Genomic DNA, 15,230 nt, shown 5'->3' with positions numbered 1-15,230 from the left:
TATTTAACGTTCAAACAGGTTAATTGTTTTTTCATCACCAAAAATTTCTATACATCTGTGATCGGGATCACTCTGATAACGTCATGTTGGATTTTTGTTGTGAAAAGCTGTGTAAAGCCTTTGCCAGATAAGATGTAACCGATCGAATGCCGCAGATAAGACCAGTCATTTTTCAGAATATGGGCTATATCACTACCTCAAAGGGCAAATAGCAGAACATATTGCCAGTCACCGCCTTTCTGGGGATTTTAGCAGTGAAAAAAACCATCAAAACTCAGCCAATGAAATTTAACGCTGAATAACATTTGTATGAACGGACGATTATAGCGCCTCAGTTATATGTAACAGAGTATTACAAATGCCTTGCCAGAATGGTCAGGATAGTGAACATTACCCGCCGTTTCCCCTCCCAATATAACTATAAGGCGGATGGACTACGGTCATCACGCTATGAACACCCCCGTTAATATGGGATGTAAAAAAAGAGGTATATGTGTCTACTGCAAACAATAAACCAACAGAGGAAAGCGTAAGTCTGAACGCTTTCAAACAGCCTAAAGCGTTCTATCTCATCTTCTCTATCGAGTTATGGGAGCGTTTTGGTTATTACGGCCTGCAAGGGATCATGGCGGTTTACCTGGTTAAACAGCTGGGTATGTCAGAAGCCGATTCCATCACGCTGTTCTCCTCATTCAGTGCCCTGGTATACGGTCTGGTCGCCATCGGCGGCTGGCTGGGCGATAAAGTCCTCGGCACCAAACGCGTTATTATGCTGGGCGCCATCGTTCTGGCGATTGGTTATGGCCTGGTAGCCTGGTCTGGACACGATGCCGGTGTGGTCTATATGGGTATGGCGACCATCGCCGTGGGTAACGGTCTGTTCAAAGCGAACCCGTCTTCCCTGCTCTCTACCTGCTACAGCAAAGATGACCCGCGTCTGGACGGTGCATTCACCATGTACTACATGTCCATCAACATCGGTTCATTCTTCTCTATGCTGGCAACGCCGTGGCTCGCCGCGAAGTTCGGCTGGAGCGTGGCGTTTGCGCTGAGCTTCGTGGGTATGCTGATCACCGTGGTGAACTTCCTGTTCTGCCGCAGCTGGGTTAAGGACTACGGTTCTAAGCCAGACTTCGAGCCGGTACACATGGGTAAACTGCTGGCCACTATCGTTGGCGTGGTGATCCTCGCGGCTATCGCGACCTGGCTGCTGCACAACCAGGGTATCGCTCGTGCGGTTCTGGGCGTGGTTGCGCTGGGTATCGTCTGCATCTTCGCTAAAGAAGCTTTCGCCATGCAGGGCGCTGCCCGTCGTAAGATGATTGTGGCGTTCATCCTGATGCTCGAAGCGATTATCTTCTTCGTGCTGTACAGCCAGATGCCGACTTCTCTGAACTTCTTCGCCATTCGTAACGTTGAGCACTCAATTCTGGGCATCGCGTTCGAACCAGAGCAGTTCCAGGCGCTGAACCCGTTCTGGATCATGGTAGGCTCCCCGATTCTGGCGGCTATCTACAACAAGATGGGTGACCGTCTGCCAATGCCGCACAAGTTCGCGGTGGGTATGGTGCTGTGCTCCGGCGCATTCCTGGTGCTGCCGCTGGGTACGAAATTTGCGACTGACGCGGGTATCGTATCCGTTAACTGGCTGATCCTGAGCTACGCGCTGCAATCAATCGGTGAGCTGATGATCTCCGGCCTGGGCCTGGCGATGGTTGCTCAGCTGGTTCCACAGCGTCTGATGGGCTTCATCATGGGTAGCTGGTTCCTGACCACCGCAGGTGCGGCAATTATTGCAGGTAAGATTGCAAACCTGATGGCGGTGCCGGAAAACGTGACCGATCCGCTGGCGTCACTGCACGTTTACGGTAGCGTGTTCATGCAGATTGGTATCGCAACAGGCGTTATCGCGCTGCTGATGCTGCTGACCGCACCAAAACTGAATCGTATGACTCAGGACGACGACAACGACGTGAAAGCGAGCGAATCCGCTACCGCGTAATGTCATCGGGAAACGACTGAACCTGGGCCGCTAACTTTGAGTTAGCGGCTTTTTTTTTATCTGAACGCGCACTACCATAGCTGAAACCTCAGCCAAAAGGAGTTACCGATGAAACTGTTCTACAAACCGGGCGCCTGCTCTCTTGCTTCCCACATTACCCTGCGCGAGAGCGGCAAAGATTTCACGCTGGATGGCGTCGACCTGATGAAAAAACGCCTCGAAAACGGTGATGACTTCCTGGCGATCAACCCGAAGGGACAAGTTCCGGCTCTGCTTCTCGACGACGGCACGCTGCTGACCGAAGGCGTGGCGATCATGCAATTCCTCGCCGATAACGTTCCAGACCGCCAGCTTCTGGCCCCGGCCGGCAGTATCTCCCGCTATAAAACGCTGGAGTGGCTGAACTACATCGCGACCGAGCTGCACAAAGGCTTTACCCCGCTGTTCCGCCCGGACACGCCGGAAGAGTACAAGCCGACCGTGCGCGCGCTGCTGGAGAAAAAGCTGCAATACGTTAATGAATCGCTGAAAAACGACGAGTGGATCTGCGGGCAGCGTTTCACCATTGCCGATGCGTATCTGTTTACCGTGCTGCGCTGGGCCCGTGCGGTTAAGCTGAATATGGACGGATTGGATCATATTGCGTCGTATATGGAACGCGTGGCGGCGCGCCCTGCGGTGGCTGCGGCGCTGAAAGCGGAAGGTCTTAATTAACCGAGCGGCCTGTGTTGCCGGGTGGCGCTGCGCTTACCCGGCCTACAAAATCCCTGCTCTTACAATTGCGTGGCGCTGAAATAATGCTCCGGCTTCGCGATACGATCCTGCGCTGCCACCACCTGTAACTCGTACTCCTGCATCTCTTTTGTCGCAATCATAATTTCGTATACCGCCGCTGTGACGTGCTCCAGCGCGTCGCGCAGGCCTGCGCCTTGCAGCAGTTTTACCAGCAGCAAACCGCTGGTCACATCCCCTACGCCAACCGGCTGACGCGCGCCGAAGTCCACCAGCGGACGGCTGATGTGCCAGGCGTCGTCCCTAGTCACCAGCAGCATCTCAAAGCGGTCCTGGCTAAGCCCTGCACGCGCCAGGTGCTTCACCAGTACAATCTCAGGCCCAAGCGCAATCAGCTCGCGAGAAGCGCTCACGGCCTCTTCTACGCTGTTGACCGGGTGCTCGCAGAGGATTTCCAGCTCAATCAGGTTAGGCGCAATGATATCGCTTGCCGGCAGCGCGTGACGAACGTGAAACTCCGCCACGCCGGGCGCGACAATGCAGCCCTTTTCCGAATGACCCATTACCGGATCGCAGAAGTACTTCGCCGCCGGGTTAGCCGCTTTCACCTGACGCACAATCCCGAGGATATGCTCGCCCTGCTCCGCGGAGCCCAGATAGCCGCTCAGGACGGCGTCACAGCGCTTAAGCTGGTCGATATCGGCGATGCCCTGCACAATCTCCGTCAGGTGCGACGGCGGCATCACGCAGCCGGTCCACTTGCCGTACTGGGTGTGGTTGGAAAACTGAACGGTATTGAGGGGCCAGACGCTGGCACCGAGGCGGCGCATCGGAAATTCTGCGGCACTGTTGCCAGCATGTCCAAAAACAACGTGGGACTGAATGGCGAGGATATTCTTCATTTTTTGCTTACCAAACCCTGAACAAACAAAAGGGGCGTGGTTTCCCACGCCCCTGTATTCTATTTAATTACTTCCAGCAGACCAGACAGTAGTTCTTCTTACCGCGACGCAGCAGCGTGTAGCGGCCATACAGACGATCGCTGTCAACAAAGGTGTATTCAGGATCGGCCTGCTTTTCACCGTTGATGGTAATGGCGTTAGAGGCGATGGTTTTACGCGCCTGCCCGCGGGACGGTTGCAGCTCGGAGTCCACCAGCGCCTGCATCAGGTCAGCGCCTTTTTCCATCTCAACCATTGGCACGCCGTCCTGCGCCAGCTGTTCGAAGTCCGCTTCGCTCAGATCGCTCAGGGTGCCGTTGAACAGGCTTGCGGTAATGCGTTTTGCCGCGGCCAGGCCTTCTTCACCGTGAACCAGTTTAGTCACTTCATCCGCCAGCACATACTGCGCGCGAGGGGCCTTGCCGCTGTTTTTGTCTTCTTCTTCCAGGGCGTTGATGTCTTCAATGTCCATGAAGGTGAAGAACTTCAGGAAGCGGTACACGTCCGCATCGGCGGTGTTGATCCAGAACTGGTAGAACTTGTACGGGCTGGTTTTCTTCGGATCGAGCCATACCGCGCCGCCTTCGGTTTTACCGAACTTGGTGCCGTCTGCTTTGGTGATCAGCGGAACGGTCAGGCCAAAGACCTGGTTCTGGTGCAGACGACGGGTCAGATCGATACCGGAGGTGATATTGCCCCACTGGTCGGAACCGCCAATTTGCAGCGCCACGCCGTGCAGCTTGTTCAGGCAGGCGAAGTCGTAACCTTGCAGCAGGTTATAGGAGAACTCGGTAAAGGAGATGCCCTGATCGTCACGGTTCAGGCGCTGCTTCACCGCTTCTTTGTTAATCATCTGGTTAACAGAGAAGTGCTTACCAATGTCGCGCAGGAAGGTCAGGACGTTCATGCCGCCAAACCAGTCGTAGTTGTTGGCGGCAATCGCAGCGTTGTCACCGCAGTTGAAGTCGAGGAAAGGCGCAACCTGTTTGCGGATCTTATCCACCCACTCCTGCACGGTGTCTTCAGTGTTCAGTTTACGCTCAGCGGCTTTAAAGCTTGGGTCACCAATCAGACCGGTCGCGCCGCCCACCAGTGCAACAGGCTTATGGCCCGCCATCTGGAAGCGTTTCAGGCATAACAATGGAACAAGATGCCCCAAATGCAAGCTGTCAGCGGTGGGATCGAAGCCGCAATAGAGCGCGATCGGGCCTTGCGCCAGTCGCTCTGCTAACGCTTCCTCGTCCGTCACCTGGGCCACGAGGCCCCGCTCTTGCAATTGTTTAATCAAGTTACTGCTTGCCATCCAATTCTCCATGTATAAACGACTGCACCTTTGCCGGTACACGACTTTTCGCCTGATGCGAAAGGACCATAGAATAAAGCGCTGGCGCACGTAGCGCTAGCGCTTAACACAACAAATTTCAGGGATTAGGGTGCCAGTCTGTCGATTTTCCAGCCGCCGTTGTCGCGCTGGTATAAAAAGCGGTCGTGGAGGCGATGTTCACCGCCCTGCCAGAACTCCATCTGATCGATGGGGATACGGAAACCGCCCCAGAAGCTCGGCAGCGGGACTTCGCCCTGCTGGAATTTCTGTTTTAATTCGAGGAATTTGCTCTCCAGCACGCCGCGAGCGGAAATTCGGCTGGACTGCTTAGAGACCCATGCGCCAATCTGGCTGTCGCGCGGGCGGCTGTGGAAATATTTCACTACTTCCAGCGTCGACAGGCGCTCGGCTTTGCCGGTCACCATCACCTGCCGCTCCAGCATGTGCCACGGGAACAGCAGGCTGACGCGCGGGTTGTTTTCAATCTGGTGCGCTTTACGGCTGCCGAGGTTGGTGTAAAACACCAGTCCTTTTTCGTCGTAATGCTTAAGCAGCACGATGCGTTGATACGGCTGGCCGTGTTCATCAACGGTGGCGACAACCATCGCGGTTGGATCGGCGAGTCGGGCATCGCAGGCCTGTCTTAGCCAGCGTTCAAACAGCGCCAGCGGTTCGGCGGGAAGATCCTGGCGACGCAGGCCGCCTTTGGTGTATTCACGGCGCAGGTGCGCGATTTGCTGCAATTCATCGTTATCTGACATGGCGTTAGCTGACATTGACAATGGGTGGCGCTATTGTGCGCCGCCCCTGTGAAAATCTCAACGCTTCGGATTTTGCAGCTGGCAATTGTTCAGCACGATGCGGTCGCGCTTGTAGACCGTCGCGTCGTCACCTTTCGACCAGAAAACGTAAATCCCGTCGGTATAACGCGCCCCGGAAGCGGACATCCCCTGCTTCAGCGTCAGCAGAGTGTTGTCGAGCACAAAGCTGGCTTCCTGGCGAGGATTGTTGATTTTCACGGTCAGCGGTTTTTCGTCACAGCGGTATTCGAGGGTGTCAGTCTGCATCCGTTCAACGAACTGGTTATAGGCGCTGCACCCTGTCAGTACGAAAGGGAGAGCAATAAGAAGGATTTTTTTCATGAGCTTATTCCGAAGACTTTCCTGGTCCTGGAGGGCTTGCGCGCCCTCCCGTGTGTCCCTGTATGTTAACGACAACGCGTAACGCTGAAATTCAGTTAACTCTGATTATGACGCGGATTGGCGGGGAAAATGGCGCCGAGAACAGAGGCTTCCCGCGCCCCGGTGACGGACGGCAGGTTGCCCGGCAGTCCGGCCACGGTACGCCAGGCCAGCCAGGCGAAGGCCAGCGCTTCCATATCATCACCGCTGATCCCGGCGTCGTCGGTCGTGGATACTTCGGTGCCCGGAAGCAGCGCCGCCAGACGGGCCATCACCAGCGGGTTGCGGCTGCCGCCACCGCAGACCAGCAGGCGCTCGCAGCCACCGCTGAGCAGCACCTGCTCGGACACCGACACGGCGGTCAGCTCTGCCAGGGTCGCCTGGACATCCTGCGGCGCAAGCGCGGGATAAGCCGCCAGCTGACGTTCGAGCCAGCCGTAGTTAAAATATTCGCGTCCGGTGCTTTTCGGCGCCGGAGAGGAGAAATAGGGATCGCTCAGCATCGACTGCAACAGCGGCAGGATCGCTTTCCCCTTGCAGGCCCACTGCGCGTCCTGGTCATACGGTTTTCCGCACTGGCGCCAGATCCAGGCATCCATCAGCATATTGCCCGGTCCGGTATCGTACCCGCGCACCGGCTGACCGGGGATGAGCATCGACAGATTCGCAATACCGCCGATGTTTAATACCATGCGCCGCTCCGTAGGGTGAGCCAGCAAAGCCTGATGGAATGCGGGCACTAAAGGCGCGCCCTGTCCACCGAGCGCCATATCCCGACGGCGAAAATCCCCCACTACGGTGACGCCGGTTTTGGCGACGATCTGGTTGTTATCGCCAATTTGCATCGTGTGCGGCGCCTCGCCGGTGGGCTCATGCCAGACCGTCTGCCCGTGACAACCGATCGCCACGATATCCTGCGGTTGCAGCTTCTCTTTTTCCATCAGCGCAAGAATGGCATCGGCAAACAGCGATCCCAGGCGCGCGTCGAGCTGGCCCAGCTGGGAAAGCGTCAGCTGCTGGCCCTGGCAGATGCCCAGAATGGCTTCTTTGAGCGGAACGGGGATCGGCCAGCTCAGGCTCGCCTGCTGTGCCACCATATTCTCATCTATTGCAGCCAGAACGACATCAACACCATCAAGACTGGTGCCTGACATCACACCGATATAGCGACCCGATTTCATGCGCTTTCCTTACGTTACGTGGGCGATTAGCCAACACTCCACCATAAACGGCGCCGCTTTGCTACGCGACGATAATATTTTTTAACAATACCAGCCCGCCGAGCGAGGCCGTTTGTTTATGCCCCGTTAAGCCAAATTCCGGTACAATTTTTCTATTGGTAGTGCAAAGATATGAACTATGGCCCCTTATGCCATATAATTTAGCCATAACGGATGCCGACATCGGCGCTTTTTGGTGAACAGGAGATTCAAATGATTTTACGTGTACTGGGCGTTTCGCTGATCGGATTAACGCTTGCAGGTTGTGTGAATAACGATTCCCTCTCCGGGGACGTTTACACCGCGTCTGAGGCGAAACAAGTTCAAAACGTGACTTACGGTACGGTGGTTAATGCACGTCCTGTACAGATCCAGGGTGGCGATAACAGCAACGTTGTTGGCGCTATCGGTGGTGCAGTGCTGGGTGGTTTCCTGGGTAACACCGTAGGCGGTGGTACAGGTCGTTCTCTGGCAACAGCGGCAGGTGCCGTTGCCGGTGGTGTGGCAGGCCAGGGCGTTCAGGGTGCAATGAACAAAACTCAGGGCGTTGAGCTGGAAATCCGCAAAGACGACGGCAGCACCATCATGGTTGTGCAGAAACAGGGTAACACCCGATTCTCTGCTGGCCAGCGTGTTGTACTGGCGAGCAACGGTAGCCAGGTCACCGTTTCCCCGCGTTAACATTAAAAGGGATGTAGCCGCCCGGCTGCATCCTTTTACATTCTCCAGCATTTCCTTAAATCTATTTACATAAGATCTCTTCTTCTTTTAATAATTACCTCCCTAATTATTGCTCCCGCGCAAAGTATTTACTGAACTAATCCATAAAACTAATCAGTTCACGCTCCCTACTCTCATTTACGCTTTTTGTTAAAGGCACGTATGCTTCCGATTACACGTTATATACAGAACCGTTATATTGCCTTCTGCCTGGGCTGCATTATCGTCATCGGGATATTACAACTTTCATTTTCAAAGTTGCTTGAATTAGTTCCTTCACTGTCGCCCCTTTTATTCCCGACGCTCACCATCTTTTTACTGGTCTTTCATCTGTTTATCGCCTGCTTCATGTCGATGAAATACTGGTGCGACCGCAGACGCGTCTATTTGGTGGCGATTGCCCTCGCCTTCAGCGGGTCGATGCTGCTCATGCTGGGCACGCTGTCGAGCTTCCCGGCCTGGCTTAATCTCTACCAGTTCAACGTCATTAACTATAACGACGCGATGATTTTCTACATGTTCCGCCATCTCATGATGGCCGTTCTGATGATTGTCGCTGCGGTACTCTATTCGATTCGCGATTATCCCCTTTCTCGTCTGACCCATATTAGTATTGTCGTCGCGCTAATTATATTCACCATATTTATGGTTTCATTTGCGTGGCTCTATTCCAGCCATTCAGACAAACTGATGCTTGATTTAGTGGATAATGAAACGCGTCATTTCATGGTGCTGTGGAGCCATGTAATTAATATTATTTTGATCATTTTGTGGGTGGTTACATTAGCAGCTCTGATGTTTATTACCCGCTTGCGCAATCTATTCTGGGTTGGCGGCAATTTCTTATGCATTTGCTATATCGTGACGCTCTGCATGTTGTTATTTGGCGGTCGCGCCGAAGATATCGCCTGGTATCGCTCGCGTTTGTTTGAAACCGCCGCCACGCTATTGATTATTCTGGTGCTGCTGTATGACGTGTTTAGCCTTTACCGCGACTCGCATCTTAAGTATCAGCAGTCCTATCAAAACTCGATCCGCGACCCGCTGACGCGCCTGTATAACCGTAGCTATTTCTACGACGCGTTAACCCAGGCGCTGAGCGCGGCAAAAGCCAGCCGCCCGGTGTCTGTGATCGTCAGCGACCTCGATCGTTTTAAGCGCATAAACGATACCTATGGGCACCTTCAGGGTGACAAAGTGTTGCAGTTTGTCGCCCATCTTCTGATGGACTCCGTTCGCCCGCAGGATATTGCCGCGCGCATCGGCGGTGAAGAGTTCGTGCTGATGTTAACCAACACCTCTTCCGAGTCCGCACACCAGGTGGCCGAACGTATTCGTCTAAAACTGAGCAGCTTTGATAAATCCAGCACCGACGGACAGCTTCCTGAGCCGATTACCATCAGTATGGGCGTGTTTACGGCGACCTCTTCCCAGACGACGCCGGAAGAGTGCGTGGAGCGCGCGGATAAAGCGATGTATGAGGCAAAAGAGACCGGGCGTAACCGCGTGGTGGTGTTTAAGTGAAAAAAAAGCCTTGCATCAGCAAGGCTTTTTTAGCGTTTAGTCGCGAGACTGTAATTCACTGATGTTCTGCTCAAGCCGTGCGACAAGGCTGATGAGCATCTCCAGTTCTTCAGACGAGATCCCGGAAAGGATCTCCCCTCGCGTCTTACTGATCACGGCTTCCATCTCATCAATGATAGGGGCCGCTTTTTCAGTGAGCTTGATTCGCTTAGCGCGACGATCGCTGGCGCAGGTTTGCCGGGAGATCAGTCCTTTTTCCTCCAGCTGATCGAGCGTACGCACCAAAGACGGCTGCTCGATGCCTATCGCTTTAGCCAGTTGAATTTGCGACTGATCGGGCGGCAGCTGATGAATGTTATGCAGCGTGACCCAATGCGTCTGTGTCAATTCCAGAGGTTTCAGGCGATGGTCAATCAGAGCACGCCAGACGCGTACCAACCTTGCCAGATCAGAACCAAGTGGCGATTCCAATTTCATCTCCTTATAATTAGCTTGCTAAGTTATTATACTGATTTTAGAATAGTGTGCAGCATTTATATTGCCAAAACAAATGTAATACTGCATTCATCGATGTTGAAAGTATGGCGTAAACTGATAGCTGACGCCTCATCGCGTGATGGCCGGCCCTGTGGCCCCTTTCTTCAACTGCAAAGGATCTCTGCTCGTGAAGTTTCCATTTAGCTCCGCGGGGTTACCCCTTCAGGACCTGATTGTCGGTGCATCCGTCTATTTTCCTCCCGTCTTTAAAGCCGTCTTTGTGGGCTTTCTTATCTGGCTGGTTGCGCACCGCCTGCTGCGCGACTGGATGTACTCTGGGGACATCTGGCACCCGATGCTGATGGATCTCTCCCTGTTCGCCCTGTCCGTATGCCTTGGCCTTGCCGTCTTGATTGCTTGGTAGATAACTCGATGAAAACGCTTAAATATTTTTCCAGTTTAATGGTGTTGGCTCTGGCAATTATCGCCGGGTGGTGGCTGTGGAATTACTACATGCAGTCTCCCTGGACGCGGGATGGCAAAATCCGCGCCGAGCAGGTCAGCATTACGCCGCAGGTCTCGGGCACCATCACCACGCTGCCGATAAAAGATAACCAGTTTGTTAAAGAAGGCGACGTACTTTTTCGCATCGATGAAACGCCCTTTCATATCGCGGTGCTAAATGCCCAGGCGCAGCTTGCCAAAGCCCAGTCTGATCTGGCAAAAGCCAACAACGAAGCCAATCGCCGCCGTCATCTCTCGCAAAACTATATTTCTGCGGAGGACCTGGACACCGCCAACATCAACGTCAAAGCCATGCAGGCCAGCGTGGATGTCGCCGAGGCGACGCTGAAACAGGCCCAGTGGCAGCTGTCGCAAACGGTGGTCAAATCGCCGGTAGACGGCTGGGTCACGAACCTGTCGGCGCGCGTGGGTAATTACGCCACTACCGGGCAGCCGGTATTTGCGCTGGTCGATAGCCGCTCATTCTACGTGGTGGGTTATTTTGAAGAGACCAAGCTGCGCCACATTCAGCAGGGCGCTCCTGCCCAGATCACGCTCTACAGCGGCACGCAATCGTTACAGGGTCACGTATCCAGTATTGGACGCGCTATCTACGATCAGAGCGTTGAAACGGATTCTGGCCTGGTGCCGGACATTAAGCCTAACGTGCCCTGGGTGCGGCTTGCCCAGCGCGTGCCGGTACGCGTCGAGTTCGACAGCCTGCCGAAGGACATCACGCTGGTATCGGGCATCACCTGCACCGTGTCGATTGGAACCCGCTGATGAACCTGCCCGCTTTTTCCTGGCGCACGCTGCCGTGGAGCAAAGCAACCCGGCCACAGTGGCGCTATGCGCTGCGTAACGGCATTGCCATGTGTCTTGCGCTCATGGTGGCTTATCACCTGAATCTGGACGAGCCCTACTGGGCGATGACCTCCGCGGCGGTGGTGAGCTTCCCTACGGTGGGCGGGGTGATCAGTAAAAGCCTGGGTCGCGTGGCGGGCAGCCTGCTGGGGGCAACCGCCGCGCTAATCATCGCCGGTCACACGCTGAACGATCCGTGGCTCTTTTTATTCAGCATGGCGGCCTGGCTGGGGCTGTGTACCTGGGCCTGCGCGCATTTTACCAATAACGTCGCCTACGCCTTCCAGCTTGCGGGTTATACCGCCGCCATCATTGCGTTTCCGGTAATCAACGTTCTGGATACCACCGAGCTGTGGGATATCGCCCAGGCGCGCGTCTGCGAAGTGATCATCGGGATTTTGTGCGGCGGAGTGATGATGATGATCCTGCCGAGCACCTCGGACGGCACCACGCTTATTAGCGCATTAAAGACCATGCACGCGCGCCTGCTGGAACATGCCAGCCTGCTGTGGCAGCCCGACACCAGCGACGACATCCGTCTTGCCCATGAAAAGGTCATCGGCCAGATCCTGACCATGAACCTGCTGCGCATCCAGGCCTTCTGGAGCCACTACCGGTTCCGCCGCCAGAACGCCCTGCTTAACCATCTGCTGCACCAGCAGCTGCGCATGACCAGCGCCATATCCAGCCTGCGCCGGATGCTGCTGAACTGGCCCGATCCCCCGGCCAATACCCGCGAGGTGATCGACGCGCTGCTGGCCGAGCTTGCCCGCCCGACGGCCGATTTTTACAGCGTGGCGCGGATCGTCGCCCCTCTGGCCCCGGTGAATGAATATGACTATCGCCACCGCGCCTTCTGGCAGCGGCTGCGCTATTTTTGCCGCCTTTACCTCGCCAGCAGCCGCTGGATCCGCGCCGTGGAAAATGCCACGCCGATCACCGAATTCGCCGTACCGCGAAGCCCGGCGCTGGCGCGACACACGGATAACATGGAGGCGCTCTGGAGCGGGTTCAGGACCTTCTGCGCCCTGACGCTGGTCGGTACCTGGGGCATCAATACCCAGTGGGAAGCCACCTCCGCCGCGCTCACCCTTGCGGCGATCAGCTGCGTGCTTTACTCGGTGGCCGCGTCGCCCTTTAACTCGCTGACGCTGCTGCTTCGCACCCTGGTGCTGCTCTCTCTGTTCAGCTTTGTGGTGATGTTTGGCCTTATGGTGCAGATCACCGACTTGTGGCAGTTCCTGCTCTTTCTCTTCCCCCTGCTCACCACCATGCAGCTGCTCAAGCTCCAGATGCCGAAGCTGGCCGGGCTGTGGGGGCAGCTGATTGTGTTTATGGGTTCGTTTATCGCCGTTACCAACCCGCCGGTGTATGACTTTGCCGATTTTCTGAACGACAATCTGGCGAAGATTATCGGCGTGGCGCTCGCCTGGCTGGCCTTTGCCGTGCTGCGACCCGGCTCTGACGCGCGTAAAAGCCGACGCCACATTCGGGAGCTGCGGCGCGGGTTTGTCGATCAGCTGAGCCGCAGGCCGCACCTGCGCGAAAGCGAGTATGAGTCGCTGGTCTATCATCACGTCAGCCAGCTCAATAACAGCCATGACGACCTCTCCCGCCGCTGGCTGCTGCGCTGGGGCGTGGTGTTGCTAAACTGCTCGCATGTGGTGTGGCAGCTGCGCGCGTGGGAATCGCGTTCCGACCCGCTGTCGCAGGTCCGGGACGTCTGTATTGCCCTGCTGCGGGATGTGATGAGCGAGCGCGGCGTGCAGCAGAGGCCGCTGAAAACCACGCTCGATGAACTCCAGCGGATCTGCGATGCGCTCGCGCGCCACCACCTTCCGGCAGCGCGCGATCTGGCGTCGATTATCTGGCGACTTCACTGCTCGCTGTCACAGCTGGAGCAGGCGCCCGCGCCGGGTACGATTGGGGATCAGATCACGCCGCAGGCGTAACGCTCGCCGCCACCGCCGAGAGGTTTAGGCTGGTCGGACATATTATCGCCCCCAACGTGGATCATCAGCGCTTTGCCTTTAACCTCATCCAGCTTTTTCAGTCGTGGTGCAACGACCGAATCGGTGGCCTTGCCGTCATTATTCACCACCAGCACGGGCAGATCGCCGAGATGGCCCATTCCGTCTGGCCCTTCGTGTTTACCGGAGTGTTGCGGATCGAGGTGGCCTCCGGCCGCTTCTGCCGCCGTGGCTTTACCCTCTTTCATGGCGGGCTGACAGCTGCCTTTGGCGTGAACGTGGAAACCATGTTCACCGGGGGGAAGCGCTTTCAGATTGGGTGCGAACTCAAGGCCCTTATCCGTTTCGGTAATTTTCACCGTCCCGATGGACTGTCCAACACCCTGCGAGGTGACGAGATTCATTTCGACTTCATCGCTGGCTGCGTGCGCGCCTGCGCACACCACCAGCGTGACCAGTGCCAGAGTAAAACGCTTCATGTGACCTCCGTTGATTATTTTTTGCCCCTTAAGCCTAGACCAGGGGCAGAGATTTCACCGGAAAGTCACCGTTTTCCAGATTAAGGCACGTCGTAGCCGAGCGCCGCCTTGCGAATGCGGAACCACTGCTGGCGGGTCATGTTCAGCTCTTCGGCGGCAATGGCGGAGCGCACGCGCTCAATTTTTCCGGAGCCGATAATCGGCAGCGGTTTTGACGGCAGACGCATAATCCAGGCGTATACCACCTGCTCGATGTTCTCGGCGTTGAGCTCGCGGGCAACCGTCGTCAGTTCATCACGCAGCGGCTGGAACGCCTCGTCGTTAAACAGACGTCCGCCGCCGAGGCATGACCACGCCATTGGACGGATGCGCAGCTGTTGCAGCTGGTCGAGCGTGCCGTCCAGCAGGAGCGGCTGATGCACCGGAGAGATTTCCACCTGGTTGGTCACCAGCGTGAACGGCAGACGGGACTGAAGCAAGGTGAACTGCGCAGGGGTGAAGTTAGACACGCCGAAATGACGCACCTTGCCGCTCTGGTGCAGACTGAGGAAAGCTTCCGCCACCTCGTCCGCGTCCATCAGCGGATCCGGGCGGTGGATCAGCAGCAGGTCGATGCGGTCTGTCGCCAGGTTCACCAGCGACTGTTCGGCGCTTTTAACGATGTGGTCACGGTCGGTGATGTAATGCCCCAGCGCGTGTTCCGGCTTCGCGGTGGTGGCGATGCCGCACTTGGTGACGATTTCCATCCGATCGCGCAGGGCCGGCACCAGCTTCATGGCTTCGCCGAACGCCGCTTCGCACAGATAGCCGCCGTAAATATCAGCATGATCGACGGTGGTGATCCCTAATTCAATGTGCTCTTCGATAAAGCTTGCAAGCTGAATGGGGGACATATTCCAGTCCATCAGACGCCAGTAGCCCATCACAAAACGGGAAAACTCCGGGCCGTGGGGTGCAAGAGTAATACGCTGAACCATAACAATTTCCTCAAGGAGTAGATGTCATGAGTATACGCAATTACGTTGCTAAAACAGTGAAGGTTGCTGAGGTTCTTCGGTATCAGCCGCTTTGTTTGCGCGTAATTTGCGCAGCAACCGCTGCCGACAGAGGCGAATAATGTCCTGTTTCTGCGTGTCGCTAAAATTCTGCCAGTTAAAACGCTCGTCGCGGGTGCGCATACACCCACGGCAATAGCCGCGCTCGTCTGCCTGACAAATTCCCCGGCACGGGCTCTGGATGGGGAAAAACTCCAGCTGCTCTGCCACACACACCTCCAGAAAACGTTATTCCCC

The 15,230-nt window shown here is 55.8% G+C and carries 16 protein-coding genes; 7 read left to right on the top strand and 9 right to left on the bottom strand.

Annotation, left to right across the window (positions count from 1 at the left end):
• Positions 1 to 493 precede the first annotated feature (493 nt).
• Together dtpA and gstA are read left to right on the top strand one after the other, a co-directional pair.
• Positions 494 to 2,002, top strand: coding sequence for a dipeptide/tripeptide permease DtpA (gene dtpA, locus ACSVHP_RS00975; RefSeq protein WP_447550670.1), 1,509 nt, complete (start codon positions 494 to 496; stop codon positions 2,000 to 2,002).
• Between the two features lie 108 nt (positions 2,003 to 2,110).
• A complete protein-coding gene (gene gstA, locus ACSVHP_RS00970; RefSeq protein WP_447550669.1) occupies positions 2,111 to 2,716 on the top strand; it encodes a glutathione transferase GstA in 606 nt (201 codons plus the stop codon).
• Between the two features lie 59 nt (positions 2,717 to 2,775).
• Here the strand turns inward: gstA and pdxY are convergent, their stop codons facing one another.
• The 5 genes from pdxY to anmK all read right to left on the bottom strand — a co-directional run bounded on the left by pdxY (position 2,776) and on the right by anmK (position 7,361).
• Positions 2,776 to 3,636, bottom strand: coding sequence for a pyridoxal kinase PdxY (pdxY, locus tag ACSVHP_RS00965; RefSeq protein ID WP_447550668.1), 861 nt, complete (start codon positions 3,634 to 3,636; stop codon positions 2,776 to 2,778).
• A 67-nt stretch (positions 3,637 to 3,703) separates the two neighbouring features.
• Positions 3,704 to 4,978 carry a tyrosine--tRNA ligase gene (gene tyrS, locus ACSVHP_RS00960; protein WP_447550667.1) on the bottom strand — a complete coding sequence of 425 codons (1,275 nt, stop codon included), beginning with the start codon at positions 4,976 to 4,978 and terminating at the stop codon, positions 3,704 to 3,706.
• A 125-nt stretch (positions 4,979 to 5,103) separates the two neighbouring features.
• Positions 5,104 to 5,760, bottom strand: coding sequence for a pyridoxamine 5'-phosphate oxidase (pdxH, locus tag ACSVHP_RS00955; RefSeq protein WP_234675221.1), 657 nt, complete (start codon positions 5,758 to 5,760; stop codon positions 5,104 to 5,106).
• 57 nt (positions 5,761 to 5,817) lie between these two features.
• Positions 5,818 to 6,141 carry a C-type lysozyme inhibitor gene (gene mliC, locus ACSVHP_RS00950; RefSeq protein ID WP_234675220.1) on the bottom strand — a complete coding sequence of 108 codons (324 nt, stop codon included), beginning with the start codon at positions 6,139 to 6,141 and terminating at the stop codon, positions 5,818 to 5,820.
• A 95-nt stretch (positions 6,142 to 6,236) separates the two neighbouring features.
• Positions 6,237 to 7,361 carry an anhydro-N-acetylmuramic acid kinase gene (gene anmK, locus ACSVHP_RS00945; RefSeq protein ID WP_447550666.1) on the bottom strand — a complete coding sequence of 375 codons (1,125 nt, stop codon included), beginning with the start codon at positions 7,359 to 7,361 and terminating at the stop codon, positions 6,237 to 6,239.
• A gap of 252 nt (positions 7,362 to 7,613) precedes the next feature.
• Between anmK and slyB the strand changes: the two genes are divergently transcribed.
• Positions 7,614 to 8,081, top strand: a complete 468-nt coding sequence (gene slyB / locus ACSVHP_RS00940; RefSeq protein ID WP_234675218.1) for an outer membrane lipoprotein SlyB — start codon at positions 7,614 to 7,616, stop codon at positions 8,079 to 8,081.
• 201 nt (positions 8,082 to 8,282) lie between these two features.
• Positions 8,283 to 9,644, top strand: a complete 1,362-nt coding sequence (locus tag ACSVHP_RS00935; RefSeq protein WP_447550665.1) for an MASE4 domain-containing protein — start codon at positions 8,283 to 8,285, stop codon at positions 9,642 to 9,644.
• 36 nt (positions 9,645 to 9,680) lie between these two features.
• Here ACSVHP_RS00935 and slyA read toward each other — a convergent pair whose 3' ends face one another.
• Entirely contained in the window at positions 9,681 to 10,121 is a 441-nt protein-coding gene (slyA, locus tag ACSVHP_RS00930; protein WP_234675216.1) for a transcriptional regulator SlyA, read from the bottom strand.
• Positions 10,122 to 10,308: 187 nt separating this feature from the next.
• On the opposite strand from slyA, the gene ACSVHP_RS00925 reads away from it, so the two are divergent.
• From ACSVHP_RS00925 to ACSVHP_RS00915, 3 genes are read left to right on the top strand one after another with little or no spacing between them, the layout of a single operon-like run.
• Complete coding sequence (locus tag ACSVHP_RS00925; RefSeq protein ID WP_234675215.1) at positions 10,309 to 10,545, top strand: DUF1656 domain-containing protein; 237 nt, start codon at positions 10,309 to 10,311, stop codon at positions 10,543 to 10,545.
• 8 nt (positions 10,546 to 10,553) lie between these two features.
• Positions 10,554 to 11,408, top strand: coding sequence for an efflux RND transporter periplasmic adaptor subunit (locus ACSVHP_RS00920; RefSeq protein ID WP_447550664.1), 855 nt, complete (start codon positions 10,554 to 10,556; stop codon positions 11,406 to 11,408).
• Positions 11,408 to 13,441 carry an FUSC family protein gene (locus ACSVHP_RS00915; RefSeq protein WP_447550663.1) on the top strand — a complete coding sequence of 678 codons (2,034 nt, stop codon included), beginning with the start codon at positions 11,408 to 11,410 and terminating at the stop codon, positions 13,439 to 13,441. Before ACSVHP_RS00920 ends, ACSVHP_RS00915 begins: the two co-directional genes overlap by 1 nt.
• Here the strand turns inward: ACSVHP_RS00915 and sodC are convergent.
• The 3 genes from sodC to ACSVHP_RS00900 form a co-directional block, all read right to left on the bottom strand.
• Positions 13,420 to 13,938, bottom strand: a complete 519-nt coding sequence (sodC, locus tag ACSVHP_RS00910) for a superoxide dismutase [Cu-Zn] SodC (RefSeq protein ID WP_234675212.1) — start codon at positions 13,936 to 13,938, stop codon at positions 13,420 to 13,422. The genes ACSVHP_RS00915 and sodC overlap by 22 nt on opposite strands.
• An 80-nt stretch (positions 13,939 to 14,018) precedes the next feature.
• Positions 14,019 to 14,915 carry an aldo/keto reductase gene (locus ACSVHP_RS00905; protein ID WP_447550662.1) on the bottom strand — a complete coding sequence of 299 codons (897 nt, stop codon included), beginning with the start codon at positions 14,913 to 14,915 and terminating at the stop codon, positions 14,019 to 14,021.
• Between the two features lie 48 nt (positions 14,916 to 14,963).
• The gene (locus ACSVHP_RS00900) at positions 14,964 to 15,203 is read right to left on the bottom strand and encodes a DUF1289 domain-containing protein (protein ID WP_234675210.1); all 240 of its coding nucleotides are present in this window, start codon (positions 15,201 to 15,203) and stop codon (positions 14,964 to 14,966) included.
• Positions 15,204 to 15,230 lie beyond the last annotated feature (27 nt).

It is taken from the genome of Enterobacter sp. 186315, from assembly GCF_053290175.1.
Note: the sequence above shows the minus strand (reverse complement) of the source record. Positions and strands in the feature narration are given on the sequence as shown.

Excerpts from the sequence above, each read along its gene's own strand:
- gstA (WP_447550669.1), top strand. The coding sequence starts at position 2,111 with ATGAAACTGTTCTACAAACCGGGCGCCTGCTCTCTTGCTTCCCACATT.
- pdxY (WP_447550668.1), bottom strand. The coding sequence starts at position 3,636 with ATGAAGAATATCCTCGCCATTCAGTCCCACGTTGTTTTTGGACATGCT.
- tyrS (WP_447550667.1), bottom strand. The coding sequence starts at position 4,978 with ATGGCAAGCAGTAACTTGATTAAACAATTGCAAGAGCGGGGCCTCGTG.
- pdxH (WP_234675221.1), bottom strand. The coding sequence starts at position 5,760 with ATGTCAGATAACGATGAATTGCAGCAAATCGCGCACCTGCGCCGTGAA.
- mliC (WP_234675220.1), bottom strand. The coding sequence starts at position 6,141 with ATGAAAAAAATCCTTCTTATTGCTCTCCCTTTCGTACTGACAGGGTGC.
- anmK (WP_447550666.1), bottom strand. The coding sequence starts at position 7,361 with ATGAAATCGGGTCGCTATATCGGTGTGATGTCAGGCACCAGTCTTGAT.
- slyB (WP_234675218.1), top strand. The coding sequence starts at position 7,614 with ATGATTTTACGTGTACTGGGCGTTTCGCTGATCGGATTAACGCTTGCA.
- ACSVHP_RS00935 (WP_447550665.1), top strand. The coding sequence starts at position 8,283 with ATGCTTCCGATTACACGTTATATACAGAACCGTTATATTGCCTTCTGC.
- slyA (WP_234675216.1), bottom strand. The coding sequence starts at position 10,121 with ATGAAATTGGAATCGCCACTTGGTTCTGATCTGGCAAGGTTGGTACGC.
- ACSVHP_RS00920 (WP_447550664.1), top strand. The coding sequence starts at position 10,554 with ATGAAAACGCTTAAATATTTTTCCAGTTTAATGGTGTTGGCTCTGGCA.
- ACSVHP_RS00915 (WP_447550663.1), top strand. The coding sequence starts at position 11,408 with ATGAACCTGCCCGCTTTTTCCTGGCGCACGCTGCCGTGGAGCAAAGCA.
- sodC (WP_234675212.1), bottom strand. The coding sequence starts at position 13,938 with ATGAAGCGTTTTACTCTGGCACTGGTCACGCTGGTGGTGTGCGCAGGC.
- ACSVHP_RS00905 (WP_447550662.1), bottom strand. The coding sequence starts at position 14,915 with ATGGTTCAGCGTATTACTCTTGCACCCCACGGCCCGGAGTTTTCCCGT.